12 protein-coding genes are annotated in these 17,373 nt (G+C 75.1%); 1 reads left to right on the top strand and 11 read right to left on the bottom strand.

All coding sequences use genetic code 11. The features are described from left to right. Window positions 1-38: 38 nt before the first annotated feature. Together ACU610_RS21625 and ACU610_RS21620 are read right to left on the bottom strand one after the other, a co-directional pair. A complete protein-coding gene (locus ACU610_RS21625; protein ID WP_446769750.1) occupies window positions 39-710 on the bottom strand; it encodes a polysaccharide deacetylase family protein in 672 nt (223 codons plus the stop codon). Between the two features lie 312 nt (window positions 711-1,022). Then, window positions 1,023-1,595 carry a hypothetical protein gene (locus ACU610_RS21620; protein ID WP_446769749.1) on the bottom strand — a complete coding sequence of 191 codons (573 nt, stop codon included), beginning with the start codon at window positions 1,593-1,595 and terminating at the stop codon, window positions 1,023-1,025. 83 nt (window positions 1,596-1,678) lie between these two features. Here ACU610_RS21620 and ACU610_RS21615 point away from each other — a divergent pair, with 83 nt between their 5' ends. Beyond that, window positions 1,679-2,224, top strand: coding sequence for a response regulator transcription factor (locus tag ACU610_RS21615; protein ID WP_446769748.1), 546 nt, complete (start codon window positions 1,679-1,681; stop codon window positions 2,222-2,224). 353 nt (window positions 2,225-2,577) lie between these two features. On the opposite strand, the gene ACU610_RS21610 is transcribed toward ACU610_RS21615, so the two are convergent. From ACU610_RS21610 to ACU610_RS21570, 9 genes are all read right to left on the bottom strand, one after another. After that, window positions 2,578-3,720, bottom strand: a complete 1,143-nt coding sequence (locus ACU610_RS21610) for a hypothetical protein (protein WP_446769747.1) — start codon at window positions 3,718-3,720, stop codon at window positions 2,578-2,580. Beyond that, a complete protein-coding gene (locus ACU610_RS21605; protein WP_446769746.1) occupies window positions 3,720-4,949 on the bottom strand; it encodes a hypothetical protein in 1,230 nt (409 codons plus the stop codon). The genes ACU610_RS21610 and ACU610_RS21605 overlap by 1 nt, the downstream gene beginning before the upstream one ends. Beyond that, complete coding sequence (locus ACU610_RS21600; RefSeq protein WP_446769745.1) at window positions 4,946-5,485, bottom strand: response regulator; 540 nt, start codon at window positions 5,483-5,485, stop codon at window positions 4,946-4,948. Before ACU610_RS21600 ends, ACU610_RS21605 begins: the two co-directional genes overlap by 4 nt. After that, complete coding sequence (locus ACU610_RS21595; protein ID WP_446769744.1) at window positions 5,478-8,930, bottom strand: ATP-binding protein; 3,453 nt, start codon at window positions 8,928-8,930, stop codon at window positions 5,478-5,480. Before ACU610_RS21595 ends, ACU610_RS21600 begins: the two co-directional genes overlap by 8 nt. A gap of 188 nt (window positions 8,931-9,118) precedes the next feature. Next, window positions 9,119-9,325, bottom strand: coding sequence for a hypothetical protein (locus ACU610_RS21590; RefSeq protein WP_446769743.1), 207 nt, complete (start codon window positions 9,323-9,325; stop codon window positions 9,119-9,121). Next, entirely contained in the window at window positions 9,322-11,049 is a 1,728-nt protein-coding gene (locus tag ACU610_RS21585) for a TRAFAC clade GTPase domain-containing protein (RefSeq protein WP_446769742.1), read from the bottom strand. Before ACU610_RS21585 ends, ACU610_RS21590 begins: the two co-directional genes overlap by 4 nt. After that, on the bottom strand, window positions 11,049-13,442 hold the full coding sequence (locus tag ACU610_RS21580) for a GAP1-N2 domain-containing protein (RefSeq protein ID WP_446769741.1): 2,394 nt from the start codon (window positions 13,440-13,442) through the stop codon (window positions 11,049-11,051). Before ACU610_RS21580 ends, ACU610_RS21585 begins: the two co-directional genes overlap by 1 nt. 4 nt (window positions 13,443-13,446) lie before the next feature. Further along, window positions 13,447-14,646: a hypothetical protein gene (locus ACU610_RS21575; RefSeq protein WP_446769740.1), complete on the bottom strand. Its 1,200-nt coding sequence runs from the start codon at window positions 14,644-14,646 to the stop codon at window positions 13,447-13,449. After that, window positions 14,646-17,372: a hypothetical protein gene (locus ACU610_RS21570; RefSeq protein ID WP_446769739.1), complete on the bottom strand. Its 2,727-nt coding sequence runs from the start codon at window positions 17,370-17,372 to the stop codon at window positions 14,646-14,648. The genes ACU610_RS21575 and ACU610_RS21570 overlap by 1 nt, the downstream gene beginning before the upstream one ends. Window position 17,373 lies beyond the last annotated feature (1 nt).

Genomic DNA, 17,373 nt, shown 5'->3' with positions numbered 1-17,373 from the left:
TGGCCAGGCCGGCTGCCGGGGACACTCCGGCGGCCGCCTCAACGGGTGCAGTACCCCTGCTCCGCCAGACCGTCGAGGACGAGGGCCACCGCCGCGGGCGTGTTCGGTGTCCACGCGTCGTGCAGGAGCACGACGGCGTCGGGCTGCACCTCCTGCAGAACTCGGTCCCGGATCGTCTCCACCGACGGCGGCTCCTTGGAGTCGGCGTCTCCCGGAGCGATGTCCCACAGGAGCATCGTGGTCAGCCCGGCCTGCTCGGCCGCCTGGTCCACGATGTCGTTGCTCGCCCCGTAGGGCGGCCGCCACAGCGTGGGTGCACTGCCCGTGGCCTCCTGGATCACCTCGCTGGTCCGCCGCAACTGGGACTCCACCTCGTCCCGCCCCAGCGTGCTGAGGTCCGGGTGGTCCCACGAGTGGTTGCCGAGACGATGGCCCTCCTCGTGCGCCCGCCGCACGATGTCCGGGTTCTCCTGCACGTTCTCCCCGGTGACGAAGAAGGTGGCCGTGGCGCCCTTGGCGGCGAGGACGTCGAGGACGGCCGGGGTGACGTCTCGGGTGGGGCCGTCGTCGAACGTCAGCTGGACGTAGCCGGACTCGCACGACGTCGGTGGCCCCGCCAGCTGGTCGGCAGGTGGCTCGGGCGCCACCGCACACCCGCCGAGGGCCAGCACCACCGCCATGGCGCCCAGCGGCAGCCTCCGGTCCGTCATGGCCGCACGCTGTCATGGTCCCGGCGCGCGTTCGGGCCGGAAAGCAGCCTCCTCCAGCCCACTTCGGGAGCCTCTCCGACGCGTCGACACCCTCGGTCCACGAGCCTGCGCGGATGGGTACGTCCTCAGGCCTCCTGACACGCCGTCCCGGGCGCTGGCGTCGATCGAGCCGGCGTTCTCGCGACCCTGATCCTTCCGCTGCGGGACGACGGTGTACTCCGGGTCCTCGAAGCAGGCCACCCGCCGCGAACGCCCGAAGCGCTGAGCAGCGACCCAGCCGCCCGAAACGCGGCCGCCACCGAACGCAACAGCTCAGCCTCCGAGTCTCGGTTCCTCGCCGGGCGGCCACGTCCACGTGAAGCCCACCGTCACGCCGCAGATCTCGTCGGTGAACCGGTGCGCCGAGCACTCGTCGTCGAGCTCCACGCGCTCGGCCGCCCGCATCCGGGCATCGGGGCCGTAGCCGTCCCACAGCGCCCAGTGCAGGTCGGCCGGCAGCCGCCCGGGGGTGAACGCCACCCGCATCTCCAGCCGCTCCACCGGCGTGCGCGCCGCCCGGCGCAGCTGCGGCGGCGGCACCGACTGCCAGTCGAACGACGTCTCGTACTCCAGCGACGCGGTCTCCCCCATCCGCAACGGCCGCGCGAAGCACAGCTCCACCGCGGTGAAGCCGCTGACGTCGGGCCGCGGCTCGCGCGCCGTGGCACCGCGCAGCACCCGCACCGACGCCTCGCGCCGGTCGAACCGAAAGGTGTACGAGGCCAGCCCCGACCGCAGCGCGCGGACCACCTGCACGGTGCGGTGCCGCACCGGCAGCCCGTGCGGGCCGACGACGTGTAGCTCGTGCAGGGACACCGTGCGGTGCGCCGGTCCGGTCTCGCTCACGCGCGCCTCCGTCGGGCGGGCGGGCCGGCCTGCGCCGTCCCGCTGTCGATGGGACCGTACCCGCAGGTGGGAGGGGGTGTCCGGTGCCAGAGGGTGACGACGCCGCGCTCCGCGTCGCGGTCGTCGCGGCCGACCAGCCGGCGCGCGCCGCCCTGCTCGCCGCCGTCGAGCGCGCACCCGGCCTGCAGGCGATCGCCTGGGCGGACTCGGCCGAGGCGCTGCTGGTCCTCGACACCCGCGCCGACGTCTGCCTCTGCGACCGCGCCCCTCCCCCCGTGCAGGCCGCGCGGCTCGCTGACCGCGGCTGCCAGGTCGTCGTCGTACAACCCGGCGCCGACCCGGTCGAGACGCTCCGCCGGGCCCGCGTCGAGCACCGGCCTGGGACGACGCTGGTCCGGCCCGACCTGGCACCCCGGCAGCTCGAGGTGCTGCTGGCCTACGTCTCGACCAACGACGTCCAGGCCGCGGTCGCCCGCTCGCTCGGCATGGACCCCGAGACGCTGAGGACGCACCTGCGGCGGATCCGCGCCAAGTACGCCGACGCCGGCCGGCCGGCCCCGACCCGCCGCGACCTGTACGTGCGCGCGCTCGAGGACGGCCTCCTGCCGCCCCCGTCGCCCCGCCGCTGAGCGCAGGGCTCGATCGGTGCGGCACCCGGGTCGGGGACACCAGACCTGGCAGGCCGCAGGTACCGTCCTGCCAGTCGAGACCCCCATCGACAGCCTGGGCCGGATCGTCGTCCCCACGGCGTTGCGGGAGGCCCAGGGCCTGAACCCCGAGCCACCCGACCTGAGCACCGACGCCGGGACGCTCAGGGTGCACCTGCTGCCGACCGCTCAGCGGGTGATCGTCGAGGCGTGCCCGTGGGGAGCGACCCGGCCGCCCGCAGCATGTGCAGGAACCGCTCGGGTCGCCCCAGGTCGTGGATCAGGGACACGACCGGGGCGATCGCCGCGCCCCGCCGGACGCGTCCAGGGCGCCATCAGATCGGCGTCGTCCGCGTGACGGTGCGCTGCAGTGCCTCCTCCAACGTCTCACGCTCCAGGGACGCCACCGTGCTGGGCACGTCGAGCAGGGCGTCGAGCAGCCAGTCGAGCTCCGCGGACGTGAAGTCGCGGCCCAGGACCGGCCGCAGCAGCGGAGCCGCCAGCTCGGTCACGACGATGTCCCACCCCCAGAACCGCAGGGGCACGGCCGGGAGCACGGCCGACCCGTGCCGGGCGACGGCGGCCTCCGCGGCTCCCAGGAAGTCCGCGTCTCTGTAGCGACGCAGCCGGCCGAGGACGTCGCCGGCGCCGGCCGCGTCAGCACGCCGACGCCTGATCCTGGGGTGGGCGACGCCGTCCGGGTCGGCCGGATCCACCGGGGACCCCGCCGCCGTCTCCTCGTCGCCCTCCTCCGCCAACGCGTCGGCGAGCCGGCTCAGGCAGGTGGAGACCGCGGCGGCGGGGAGCACCGCTGCGTACCGGGCGACCGTCGCAGCCGCGTTGCGCCACTGGTCGTCCCCCGCAGCGGACGACAGCAACTCCACGAGTCGCAGCCCCGCCTGCTCCGGCTGCTGGTGCACCCCGAGGCACCCGGCCACGGCCTCGGTCACCACGTCCCGGTACCCGTTGCCGTCGGACAGGAACTCCCGCGCTGCCTCGACCCGCGCGGCGTCGCCGGAGTCCGCGCGCAGGCGAGCGGCGACGTCCGCCCGCGCGGCCGCGTGGGCGGCCTCCATCCCGGACAGCGGGTCCTCGCTGGTGACGACCCGCAGAGGGGGCCTCGCGAGCCGTGGGCACTCCTCCTCGATCCCGGTGAACAGGCGCAGGTCGGCGGGCGCGTCGGCGTCCCGGTACCACGGGCCGAGCGGGCCCCCGGGCCAGTCGGCGGCGTCGTACCGCAGGCCGCGCGTGGTGAGCTGGGGGCCGGGTCCCGGCTGCTCCCGCCACCCGACGACGACGCCGTCGACGACGTGCACGAACCCGCCGACGCGCATGACGACCGTGTACGTGCCGTCAGGCGCCAGGCCACCGCGCGGCAGTCCCACGGTGTCACCCACGTGCAGGTGCCGCAGGCCCTTGCCCCACAGCTTCAGCTGCTCGACGCGGTGGCCGTCGTGCAGCGTGTCGTAGGTGCCCATCAGTGCTGCCCGTACCTGCGCAGCAACGCGCTCAGGTCGAGCTGCCCGTCGTCCTGCGGCAGCACGGCCTCGACCAGCGATCCCGTGCCGATCCGGTGCTGGACGGCTCCGGTGAGTTGCTCCAGCACCCCCGCGGAGCGCCAGCTGCGGGCTCCGGCGACGGCGCGGCCCTCCCCCTGGCCGTGGACGCTGTCGACCAGGTGCGCGCGGTGGCCCGAGTCCCCGAGCACCTGCGCGGCGCTGAGCACCAGGAGCGTGTGCATGTCCCACGCGCCACCGCGGGTGGTGTCGCGCGCGAACAGCGGGTCGGTGACCCGGGCAGCGAGCAACTCGTAGACCTCCCACGGGGTGGCCCACACGTGCACCGGGATCCGCTGGCCGTCCACCCGGCCCGAGCTCATCAGCCGGTCGAGCCGCTGCTGCACGGCGGCCGCCGTTCCCGCGTCCTGGCTGGGCCGTCCGTCGGCGTCCCTGGGTCCCTTGAGCACGGCGTTCTGGGTGGCCAGGACGAGTGTCGAGGACAGGACGACGGCCGCGTCACCGGGCTCGCCGAGCGCCGGCAGCCTGCCCTGGAGCAGCTGCACCGCGGCGTTGACGCCGAGCAGGTGGACGGCGCCGGCGTCCCCCGGCGAGGGCAGCGGGGCACCGGCGCCCTCCGCAGGCCCGGTGGGATCGCAGACGGGAGCGCGGCGACCGAGCAGGGCGATGCCCAGCCGGTCCGCCGCAGCCCGCAGGTCGCCGTCGCGCGTCACCAGGACCGCCTGGTGCTCGGCGCCCGTGAGCACGCGGACGGTGTGGGCGATCTCGAAGTCGCCGTCCCCCGGTACCGCCACCCACGTGACCCCGTCGGTCCTCCTGTCCCGCTTGCGCTCGAGCCGGACGAGGTCCGGGTCCGCGTTGTCCCGGCACAGCCGCTCGACGTCGTCCCGCGTCAGGACCGCCCGACGCGCGTCGGCCAGGCCGACCAGCTCCTCCGGCTCGCTGAGGGCGAGGTGGGCCCGGCTCGCCGCTGCCGCCGCCTGCCGGTCCCCGGTGAGGAACTTCTTGGCCGCCACGTGGGCGATCTCGGCGATGACGCGGCCCGGCAGCACGGCGATGCCGTCCGGTCCCAGCCAGCCCTGCACCCGCCCCTTCATCCGGTCCCGCCACACGGTGCCCTCGAAGACGGCGCAGGTGTCCAGCACCGCCTTGCGGCGGGTCGCCGGCGAGGCCAGCAGCGCGGTGGTCACCGGTTCTCCGCGAGGACGTCGTGGTCGGCGTCCTCGTCGAGGAGGTCCGTCAGGTCGTCGTCGACCGGGATGGCCGAGTCGAGGCCCAGCACCGCGCGCCGGAGGGCCTGCTGCTCGAAGGTGGCCTCGAAGCGCCGGAACGCGGCGTCGGCCTGCTCGGCCACCTCGGCGACCGAGACCTTCCCGCCCTTCGCGATGTAGCAACTGGGCGCGAACATGTGGCCGGTGCGCAGCGCCGTCAGGAAGGAGGACCCGTCGATCCGGCCGCTCCAGTAGCAGATGGGCAGGACCGCACCCCACGGGTGCGCCGACCGCAGCAGCCGGGTCAGGTCCAGGCCGGTCTGCCCGTCGGGCCGCTCGAAGTCGTGGTCGAGGATCAGCACGAACGGATCGGTGTGCTCCACCAGGACCCGCGCCGCCTCGTCGAGATCGGCGATCCCGGTGACCGACCAGTCCTCGATCTCAAGCAGCCTCACCGCGCTGCGGAGCTGGCCCGGGTCGTCGTCGACGACGATGACGGGGAGACGGTCAGGCACGGGACGGTTCCTCTCGAGCGGTGGGGGGAGCACCACGCACCTGACGGCGAGCGGCGCAGGGGAGCCGGAAGCAGAAGCGGCTGCCCTCGCTGACCGACAGGTCGATCCACAGCCGGCCGCCGGAACCGCGGATCATGTTCTCGGTGCGGCGCAGGCCGATGCCGGCGCCCTGTCCGGGCTGCCCGGGGATGGACCAGTTGGCGACGTTGTCCGGCAGCTCGTCCGGCACGCCGTCGCCGTGGTCCCGCACCGAGACGATGACCCAGCCGTACGGGGCGACCGCCAGGTCCTCCCGGTCGGACTCGGCGAAGGTCGCCAGCAGCTCGATGTCCCGGCGGACGGCGTCCTTGCGCCGCTGGTGCGCCTTCACCGCGTTCGAGACGAGGTTGTGCAGGGCGAAGTGCAGCAGCGTGGCGTGCCCGCGCACGGACAACCGGCCGGACTCGTCGCGGTTGAGCACCCGGATGTCGGTGGCGGCGGTGGCCGCCTCGGCCGCCAGCTGCGCCGCGACGGACACCATCGCGTCCAGCACCGGCACGGTCCCGGCCGACGTCCGCTCCAGGTCGGCCGCTGCCGCGATCTTCTCGATCGTCCTCTGCTGGGCGTCCGCGTTCTCCCGGAGCGCCTCCTCGGCGTGGTCCAGGGCAGCCAGGTACCGCCCCGTGTCGGCCACGACCTCGGCCGGCAGCTTGTGCCGCAGGTGGCGGACCGCGGTGGCGAGCAGCTGCGTCGAGGACCGGCTGATCTGCAGCTGGTTGGCGAACTCGTGCTGCAGCAGGCCGTTGTAGGCCTCGAGCTGGTCGGTGGTCCAGACCGGCCCGAGGTCCTCCGCCACCGGGTCCGCCGGGCGGTGCGTGGCCAGCAGCGCGCCCTGCGCGGCCGCGGTGAGGCTCAGGCCCCGGTCCTCGGCGATGCTGCCGACCTGCCGGGCCGACTCCGGCTGGCCGGCGTCCTCGAAGGCGAGGACGACGGCGCTGAGCAACCGCTCCGCCTGGTCCTCGGGCAGCGCGGGCCCGGCCGAGTCCAGCACCTGGTCCACGAGCTCGGTCGAGCCGCCACGGGCCAGGGCCCGCCCGGCCGCGTCGGCGACCAACGTCGACGTCAGCCGGCCGTACCCGATCTCGGCCAGGACCGCCGGGACGATCCGCTCCGGTTCGTCGGCGAGCGAGTCCAGCGTCGCCACGGCGAGCTCCGGCCTCCCCGCCAGCCCCAGCTCAGCCGCCGCGAGGCGCAGGCGCTCGACGCCCTCGGGCAGCTGCGCGCGCGCATGGGCCGCGGCGAGGGCGCCGAGGAAGGCGGCGAACTGCTCCTCCTCGTCGGTCTCCTCGGCGACCCGGACCTCGACCGCGGTGTCCACCTGGGCGTACGGCCGTCGGGTCAGCGGGTACGCGCGGGCGATCTCGAGCAGCTGGGCGGGGCTGAACCAGCCCTCCGGCGCCCCGCCCGGCACGCGCCTGCCCACCAGGGCCTCGACGGCCGTGATCAGCAGTCGCTCGCCGTCGTCCATGGCGACCCGGGCGTTCTCCCAGGCGGCCGCCTCGGCGTCCCGTCCCGCTGAGGCGGTGACCTTCGCCGGCTGCAGCGCGCCGACGATCGCGGCGGTGAAGAAGGTGGGGTTGGGCGTGCTGCCGTCGGCTCTCATCGCCGTCAGCGCCCAGTCCACCCGCGCCGCACGCCGTCCCCTCGGGAGGGAGTACAGCCACTGGGCCCAGACCTCGCCGCTGGGGAGGACGGTGCCGGCGCGGCGCATCCGCCGCATCAGCCGCTCGATCGCCGAGACGTCGCCGTCTTCCGTGCGGTGGGCAACGGCGAGTGCGTCCCATGCCTCCACCGGCCAGGCCGCCTCGTCGTACCGGCTCAGCCACTGCTCGGCCTCCTCGGTCGAGCGCCCGGCGAGCGCACGGACCAGCCGGCCGACCAGGGCCGGGGTGTGCGGCATGCGGCCCGGCCCCGGACCGCCGCCGGGGGTGCCGGCCGCCTCCAGCAACCGACTCGTGCGCAGCGCGCCGTCGACGTCCCCGGCGTCGAGGCGGGCGCGGGTGACGGCCTCGGCGACCTCGGCGTTCCCGGTCGCCCGCGCGGTCTCCTCGGCGGCGGCCAGGTCGCCGCCTGCGAGCTGGGCAGCACCCAGGGCGCCCGCGAGCGCGACACGGGCCGCCGGGTCCGCCTCGCACACGCGGGTGAGCGCCGCGACGACGTCGTCAGGATGGTGATCCGGGACGAGGGCCAGCAGCGTCTGCAGCTCGCTCGCCCGGGCGGGGCGGACGGCGGCGAACGTGGCCAGTGCCCGTGCATGGTCGACGATCCCCCGGGACCGCCGGGTGACGCCGAGGACCAGCCGTCGGTGGGCGTCGTTCCACTCGACGGCGTCGGCAGTCTGCTCGACCACGTCGACCATCGCGCCGACCTCGTCCACGGCCAGGGCGTTCAGTGCCGTGGTCAGCAGACCGGGCGCGGGGTCCTCGACAGCCCCGGCGCGAGCGGCGTCGGCCCAGTCCTGCAGAGCCGTGCGGACCTCGTCCGGACGTTCCCCCCAGCACAGCGCGGTCAGCTGCATGCGTCGGGCGCGGGCACTCGCGGGGTAGCCCTCGTCGAGGTACCGCTGGTGGGTCGCCAGCGCCTCGTCGTAGCGCAGTGCGTTGTTCAGCGCCGCCATGTGGGTGATCAGGTGCGTGCCCGTGGGGTCCTGTCCCGCCGCCTCGGCCTCGGCGAGCAGGCCGGCGCTCTCGTCGGCGGCGCCGAGCTCGGCCAGGACCATCAGCGCGTCGTTGAGGATGCGAGGGCTGAGTCCGCAGGTGTCCGCGGCCAGCCGGAACAGCCGCACGGCGTGCTCAGCCGTCCGTCCGGTGGCGCTGCGCAGGACCGTCTGCGCACGGCCGGCCGCGACGACGTCCGGAAAGCCTCCCCCCTCGACCAGAGCGTCGACGGCCTCGGTGAGCTCCGCGGCGTCACGGGCATGTTCGAGCCCGTTGACCACGCTCGCGGACTCCCGCTGCAGGGTGATCGGTACACCCGCGGCACGCAGGGCCCCGAGGAACACCGCGACCGCGTCCGGGCCGTGCGGGCGGAGTCGGCGGACAGCGGTGCCGGGACGGCTGCCGGTGAAACCCTCCGGACGTGACCGGTACGCGGCGATCATGGTGTCCGCAGCAGCCCGGACCTGGCCGAATCCGGCCCGCACGTTCGCGGCGATGACCAGGCTGCCTCGCCCGAGCGCGCCGGCTCGCCGGGCGGTGCCGACGAGTGCGTCGAGGGCGCCGAGGCACTCCTCGCGGTCGCCGCCCGCCTGGGCGAGCGCGTCGAGGCAGCGGAGGTGCTCCTCGACGTCCTCCTCACCGACCTCCCCTGCCGCGACGCGATCGGTCAGCGCTGCGGCGACGGCCGAGGGGGTGGTCCAGCCGGACCCGGCACCCGTACCCGTCGCGCCGGTCGCGCTCGTTCCCACGGTCGTCCCCCTCTCCCTCGTGGCCACGGGACAGGGCTGCCCCGCTCTCCGCCATCGGCCGATCCGCACGCCGCCTTGAGGCAGCGGGACGGGTGCCGAGCACGTGCCGCCCGGGGTGGAGGCCGACCGGGACCACGGCTGCTGCTCCGCCGGTCGCCCCGACCGTCCCGGGTGCCTCCTGGACGGTGTCAGTCCCAGGGGAAGGAGACGGACCGAAAGACCGCGGACTGGACCCTGCTGGCCCAGGTCCACCAGTCCGCCACGAGGTGGGCGCCGTTCGAGCCGTCGAACCACCACAGGGCCAGCAGGACGGCGCCGAGGACCAGCAGCGTCCCGTGCAGCAGGCTCCAGAGCCCGCGGTAGGCCAGGTACGCGGGGGGCAGACCGTCCTTCATGCCGGGTTCCCCTCGGGCGTGGTGCCGGCGCCGACCGGCTCGGGAGTGCGGGCGAGCGCCGCCCCCACCGGGCTCCTGCACACCGTCAGCACCCACTCCAGCACCCGCAGCGGGCTGGTCCCCGCCTGCGGATCGGTGCTCATCGAGTCCACGACGAAGTACGCCACCGTCCTGAAGTCCTTCTCGCACCGCTGTACGAGCAGGTCGAAGTCGTTGTCCACGAGCCAGCTCCGCACCGATCCGCTGTCGTGGCCGGCCAGGCCCGTGCCGGCCGGCAGGGCGAGCAGGATGTCGGCCTTGGTCAGGACGACGGCCAGGTGCCGCTCCTTCAGCCGCACGTTCTCCGCACGCATCCGGTCGACGGCCGCCGCGTAGGACTCCTCCTGCTCCCCTGCCGCGGTGAGCACGCCCCCGGCCAGGCCGCGGGACCGCAGCTGACCGGCGACACCGGGAATGGGCAGCGGGTCCAGCACGAAGACCAGCCCCGGCGCCTGGTCGAGGTAGCGCAACGCGCTCGTCCCGTCCCAGTCCTGGAAGCTCTCCCCCGCCGCGTCCATCAGCTGCACCTCGACGGAACCACCGTCCGGCCCGGTGAGCAGCAGCGGAACGCCGGAGGGCCGCACCGCCGCCGTCTTCGTCGTGCTGGCCTGCTCGCCGACCAGCTGCCGGGCGACCTGGAGGTAGGTCTCGGCCTCCGGCGTCAGCCCCTGCACCGAGCCGGACACCTCCGCCAGTCGCTGCTCGAGGTGGACGGCGGCCGCCGCCAGGAGCCGGGTCTTGCCGGCGCCCACGGACCCGACGACCGGCACCGGCACGGTCTGGCGGTTGCCGCTGCCCTGGGCCATCTCGGCGTTGCAGGTCGGGCAGACCGGCGTCAGCCGGGCCCCGGCGCGCCGGACCGTGTTGGGCAGCGTCGTGCCGCACGCGCAACGCCGGCTGCGCAGCCCGAGCGGCCCCGGGAGGAGGGCGCGGTGCACCTCCGTGCACCCCGGGTTGCTGCACCGGTAGCTCGGGAGCGTGCTGGTGGCGTAGCACTCCGGGCACCTGAGCTCGGCCCGAGCGCGCCGGCGCAGCAGGACGTCGGACCAGCGGACGGCGGCCAGCGCCAGCTTCTGACCGGCCACGACGATCAACCCGATGGCGTACATCAGGCCGAGCCAGGCGAGCACCGACGCCCACAGGCCGGCCGTGAACCCGGCGGCGGGTGGGAACACCAGCGCGCCCACGACGACGCCCGGCGCCGAGCGGGCCGTCCGCTCGGCGGCGGATGCGGTCCTGGCCGTCAGGGAGCCGCTCCGTGGGCCGGCCGTCCCCGGCGCGCCGATGGAGCACCACCGGGCCAGGAGACGCCACGCTCGGACGGTGACGTCGCGGCACTCGGCGGACACCCCGGCGGCGTCCTGGCCGGCCTGGTAGGGGAAGTAGGTGGGCCAGGCGCGGTCCCACCCGTAGTGCCGGGACTCGCCCCGCACCTTCGCCCGGAACGCCGTGCCGTCGGCCACGTCCTGCGGCGTCAGCTGCCGGAACCGGGCCCGCCCCCGGCCGCGGAGGACCCGGACCGGCACCGTGACGCCGTAGAGCAGCCCGGCGACGACGGCGACCGTGACGGCCACCATCCAGTACAGGAGCAGGAACGACAGCGCCCGGACGGCGAGGGCAAGCGCGATCCACACGGCCATGTAGACGACGAGGGCGCCGACGACGAACGCGATGATGTAGGGCATCAGCCGCACCCCCTTGCGTCGCGACGGGGTGGCCTCTTGGGGCCCCCCCACCAGTTCCTCTCCAGGGAGGCCTTGACGTCGAGGAGGGTCTGCTCCGACGCGCTCGCGGTCACCCGGCCCTTGGCGGGTGCCTGCCGCGGGTCCTGCCAGAGGGTCGTCAGGGCGTCCCGCGCGGGTCGGCCCAGACCCTTCGGGTCGACGGCCTGCAGCCGGAGCGCGCCCGAGAGCGCTCGACCGTCGCCCTGCTCGGCCAGCCGGACGACGGTTCGCGCCACCGCTGCGTGGAGCGCGCCCCCGACCGCTTTCGACAGCTCGACGACGCCCCGGTCGTCCTCGGTGGACAGCACCAGGTCCGCCAGCGCGTCGGCGACCAGCAGCAGCGTCTGCGCCGGGAACCCTGCGAGCTCGCGCAGGGCCGGGTTCTCCGGACGGCGGGCCTCCCGCTGGGCCTCGTCCACCACGGCGGTCACGCGGTGGTACTCGACCAGGACGTCACTCACCTTGAGCGGCAGTCCGGTGACGCCGTCGGGTGACAGCACGTCCACCAGCCGCCGCAGGCGGCGGGGGTACCCCGCTCGGACGCACTCGTCCACGAGGCGCTCCACCAGTTGTGCCGCACCGGGCGAGAGCGCCCGGGGGCGGCTCAGCCACGCGACCACGTCGTCGGCCGTTCCCTGGGCGCCCCGGCGTCCGAGCACGAGGTCTCCCGCATGGTCGGGCAGCACGGGCGCCACCTGCCGCACCACCTCGTGCCACGCCTCCACGGGGACTGCTCGGCGGGTGCGGCAGGCGAGCCAGGCCGACAGCGGGCGGGCCGCGGGGTCGACAGCGAATCCCGGCTCCATCAGCCAGTCCCACGCGCCGGAGTCCAGCGCGGCCAGCGCCGCGGCGTTCCCCTTGTGGAGGCGACCGTCCAGCTCCCGCTCCAGTTCGGCCCTCACCAGCCGGCCGTGCATCCAGAGAGCCGCCGATGTGCTGAGCTCGGGATGCCCAGCCCATCGGGAGGCGAGCCGCAGGATGTGCGGGCGGACCTGCTCGGCCGCCGGGTGTGCCCCGAGCGACCGCCCGAGGGCGAACCAGCCGGCGAGCTCCTCGTCCGGCGCCTGCGAGAGCACCCGGCCGACCAGCCCGGCGGCGTGCGCGGACGCCTCGGCATCCGCCCACCGGAGCACCCGCCCGCCCGCCGGAACGTGCACCGCGGCCCAGGCCCGCGCCGCTCCCGGCTGCTGCGCCGCCCACTCCAGTCCGGCGAGCGCCAGTCCGGTCGCCAGGCCCTCCTCCTCGGCGGCGTGCAGCTGCCACAACGCCGGCTCGAGAGGGCCGATGTCGTCACCGTCCTGCGGGCTGCGCCCCACGACCGCATCGACGAGCGCCTCGCCGTAGGCCTCCAGCTCGTCGTGCTGACGGGCGCCCGCGAGGGCACCGAGGGCGGCGAGCACTGCGTCGAGGCCGGCCTGCGGCGCGGCCCGCTCCTCGCCGTCGAGGCAGGCCACCGACGCGGCCAGCGCCGCCGTCCCCGGCTCGAGGAACGCGCCCCAGCGCCGGCTGGTCTCGACCGCGTCCAGGGCCTCGTACGGGTCCTGCTCCAGGAACCACGCGGCGTGCTCGGCCGCCGATGGCGAGACCGCTCCGGGTGTGGCCACCTTCCGGTCGAGGTCGACCAGGTTGCAGCCGGCCGCGCTCGCCGGCGTGAGGTCCGGCGAGAGCAGCGGATGGGCGCCGACGATGTGGGCGGCGTCGCCGACCGGGTTGGACGAGTAGACCCGGAAGCTCGACCGGAGCGCCCGCTCGCCGTCCTGGAACAGCGAGGCCAGCGCGATCCAGCGCATGACCACGTCCTGCTCGGGGTGGGCGATGATCAGCTTGACCCGCCGGTCGGCGGTGGCCTGCTCGACCATGGTGAGGAACCGGGGCAGCAGGTCCCGGGCCCAGGGGTCGGCGGTCACCATCCGGTGCAGGCCCGCCGCCTCGAAGTCGGGGTCGATCTCCAGCGGCGCCTGCCAGCCCGGGATCCGCGTGCCGCGCGGGGGCTCCGCCGTCCACGAGGCGGCCGAGAAGAGCTGGGCCGGGCGCAGCGGCAGGATGTCGCCGGCCGCGCCCGTCACGATCGTGCGGGTGAACTGGTTGCCCGGTCGTCCGCTCAGCGTGCGGCCGGTCGACCGCCCGCGCGCGAGGTAGTAGCGGCCGTCGACGGCCGAGTACGCGCAGGTGGGCGGGTGGACGTCGGGCCGCTCCGGGTCCAGCCGCATCGGGACGACGTGCAGCAGGCCGCCGCTGATCCGTTGCTCGTCGATCGGGGTGGCGCCCTCGGACGCGGCCCGGAACTGGAAGCCGCTCCGCCCGCTGACCGACTCGTCGGCAGCGCAGTCCGTGTAGGTCAGGACCTCGAACACGCCGTCACCTCTCCTTGACGAGGAAGCCGCGTTCGGCCATCAGCCACAGCAGCGGCTCGGCCACCCGGTGCGGGCGCAGGCCCCGGCCGTTCACGCGGGCCGACGCGTAGTCCGGTTCGGCCCCCAAGGCCGAGGCCACGAAGAACCGGTGGGAGGTGTAGTTGAACCGGAGGTGGCGCAGCACGTCGTCCCCGCCCCACCGCTCGACGAGCGCCTCGACGTGGTGGTGCAGGTCGAGGGACTCCCGCTCGTCGAACACGGGCCGGTTCCCCGGTAGCCGCCTGATCGGGTGGTCCGAGTCGACCTCCGCGAAGAAGGCGTCGATCTTGGCCAGGACGACGGCCAGCGGGCGCTTGATCTTCTTGTTCGGGCCCAGCCGGTCGGCCTCGCGCAGCATCCCGGTGACTGCGGACAGGACCTGCATGGGCGTGTCGTCGAGGTTCTCCGGGTTCACCCCCCGGGCCAGCGCGGTGTCCCGGTTCTCGGGGAGGCCGAACGGGTCCAGCAGCAGGATCAGGCCGTCGGTCGCCGCCAGGTAGTGCTGCTCGCGGGCCCGGTCGAGCGTCGCGAGGTCCTCGCCCGAGGTGTCGTAGAACGAGAGGATCGTCGAATCGGTCCCGCCCCCGAGGCCGCGGCGCTGCCTGGTCATCTGCCACTCGAAGACCGCCGGCACCGTGTCGGCCTTGGTGAACGCCGCCGTCTGGGCGGGAAGGCGCCCGTCACCGCCCGGTTCCAGGCTCTGCCGCACCGACTGCAGCCGGCCCAGCAGAGCGGAGTTCCCCACGGTGTCGATCGAGGCCCCGAAGCGACGGGCGACGGCGCTGGTCAGCTCGGCGGCGAGGACGGACAGCAGCACCGTCTTCCCGCTGCCGCGGACCCCGACGAGGCCGAACACCGGGCTGCTCGCGGTGAAGTTGGCCGGCAGCGTGGAGTGGCAGTTCGGGCAGAGCCGGATCCCGGTCGGCCCGGAGCAGTGCGGGCACTCGGCCTCGTACGCGGTGCCGAGGCGACGGCCGCGCTCCGGGTGGAACGCCGGGAAGCCCGGCGTCGCGTCGTCGAGGACGGTCACGCGGACGTCGTCCTGCTGCTTCTGGCACGCCACGCGCCCGGGCGCGGGCCGTCCCGAGCACCGGAAGGCCGGTGCTGCGACGTCGACCCCCTCGTAGCAGTAGGGGCACGGTGCCGACCGCTTGCCGCCGAACATCAGGCTCCTCGCAGGTCCGTGGACGGTGGGTCGATCAGCCGGACCCCGGCGGCGTCCCTGGCGAACGCCCGCACCCAGAAGCTGCGGCCGAGCCCGCGGAGGGGGACCGTGAGCTCCGCGGACCCGGTGGCGGAGAGGTCCAGGGTCTGCTCGGCCAGGACGACACCGCTGTCGGGCGTGTACGGCATGACCTGCCCCGGCTGGCCGACCACCACGATCGGCACGGCCTCGGGCCGCTCCTCGCTGCCGAAGGTGAGGGTCACCGCGTGCGCGGGACGCGCGATCCGCTTGTGCCATGACGTCGTGTACCGGACGCCGGGCGCGGCGCCCGGCACCGTCACGACCGCCTCCGGGGAGGACCAGGCCCGCCCGCCCGATGCGGGCACGGTCCGGAGCCGCACCCGGCTGGTCTGCGTACCGACGACGATGCGCAGGCCGCCCTCGCCCACGTACCGGGCCCGGGTGATCAGGCGCTCGCCGGGGACCTGCCCGTCCCAGGTGGCGAGGACGTCGAACTCCTCGCCCGGCCAGTCCCAGCCGAGGACGACGACGCCGTGGAAGCGTTCGGCCGTCACGCCGGTGGGGGTGGGGCAGACCCCGACCTCGTTGCTCTGCCCGATGACGCCGACGTCCCCGTCGCGCGTCACCGCGACGTAGTGCCGGAGCCCGGCCGCGGCCGGTCCACGCACGCCGTCGCGGGAACCGCTGCCCGCGGTCACGCCGGCCAGCCGCGTGGCGACCGCCGCGATCTCGGCCATGGGGACGCGCGCGCCGTAGGCCCAGCGCGGTGGCCCGGCGGTGTGCCAGATCTCGACGTCGTAGCCGGGCACGGCCTGCCAGCCGGCCTCCAGCTCGGGCGTGCCCCCGTCCTCGGTGTGCAGCCGTACGGCGACGGAGGGCACCGGCCGCACCGGTTCCCGCGGGACGCCGGTGACCCGGCACGGCTCCGCGGCCAGGTCGCCGGTCGCCGTCGCGTACAGCGCGGTGAGCAGGTACGTGTAGGTCGCGCCCGTCGTCAGTCCGGTCGACACCACCGCGCCGTGCCGGTCGGGGTGCAGCTCGGTCTGTCGGCCGTCGGGCCCGACCTGCAGCACGTGGACGGCGCGGGCGCCGGATGGCGGGCTCACGGTGAGGGTCACGCTGTCGGGGTCGGCGTCGACCCGCACGTCGCGCACCGGCGGGAGAACGGTGACCGGCAGGGAGACCACGGGCGACGGAGCGCCGCTCCGCCGGGCGGCGACGCCGTAGTGCAGCGGCGTCGCCAGGTCGGGGGTGGGGTGGTCGAAGCGGGTCGCGGTGACCCCCTCGGCGAGCACGGTGCCGTCCTGCGCGTTCCGCGGTGCGGCGCCGGTCCGGCAGACGACGACGTAGGTGACGTCGTCCGTGGTGCCGAAGCCCGGTTCCCAGCTCAGCCGCACCGTGCGCCCGTCGGGACCGGTCGCCGCGGCGAGGTTGAGCGGGGGCGCCGGCGGGAGTGCCGCCAGCATCTCGGCGAGCGCCGGGTCGTCGGCGGACAGGCTCAGCGCCTCGTCGAGCGCCTGCCGGGCCGTCGCCAGGTCGCCGGACTCGACCGCCGCCTGCGCTCGGGCGCGCAGCTCGGCGACGCGCCGCTCGCCGGCCTCCAGTGCCTGCTGCGCCTCAGTGCGCGCGCCGGCGTCGGAGTTGCCGGACACGGAGGCGGTCGCCTCGAACAGGCGCCGCGCCTCCTTGAGCGCCCCGGCCTCGATCTTCTGCCGCACACCGGGGAAGCCGCCGGTCCTGCTCTCGCCACCGGCGAACAGGGTGAGGATCCGGGCGGCGTCGAGCCGGTCGAGCCGGGTGGCGGTCAGCCGCTTGAGGGCCAGGGTCAGCGCCGGCTCCGACTGCACGGCCTGCCTGCCGGCCTCCACGAACCAGGCCAGGACCACCTGCTCGAGCGTCCGGTCGTCCGGTAGGTCGGCGAGGATACCGAGGACCCGCTTGATCGCCGCGTTCTCGTTGTCGTTGACGGAGCGCTGCTCGGTGATCCGGCGGCTGGCCCTCACGGTGTCGCGTGCGAGCCGCTCACCGTCGTCACCGGCGAACCCGTCGACCACGCGGAAGCCGACGGGTGGGCGCTGCAGGAAGATGGCGTCGACGATGCTGGGCAGCGACGTGCTGCCGAGCTCCGTGAGCACCGCGGCCGGGACGGGCGTCGCCGGGGGCGCCACCGGGGTGACGACGTCGACCCCGGCGGCTCGCACGGCTGCCGCGATCTCTGCCGCGTCCGCGTGCGCGGCGACGCCGACCTCCTGCGCGAGCCCGGTCAGCCGCTCCGTCGTGACGACCTTCAGGATCCCCGCCTCGCCGACGACCGCGTGCACGAACTCGTCCAGGCGCCGGCCGCCGTCCGCCTGCCGGTCGGCCAGGCGCGCCCGCCAGAAGGCGGCCGTGCAGAGGTCGGGGTTCCGCTCGGCCAGGAGCTGGTGGATCTCGACGAGCGTGGGGCCGATCTTCTTGAAGCTCTGGTTGGTCAGGGTCTTGTTGAAGACGTCGAGCACCCCGGCGACGTGCGCGGCGACCTCCGCGTCGGAGCCGACCGACGACAGGTCGTACAGGTCGACGACGTCCAGCGACGCCGGCACCCGGGCCCCCGGGTCGGTCTTGAGCTCCCGCAGTCCGGCCTGCAGCTCGGGCAGGCGCTGCTTCCTGAAGGCCGTCAGCACCCGCTTGCGGTACTCGGCGGCCTGGTCCGGCGCAAAGGCCATC

Source organism: Geodermatophilus sp. URMC 61 (assembly GCF_052931555.1).
This window is presented reverse-complemented; position numbering and strand designations above follow the sequence as displayed.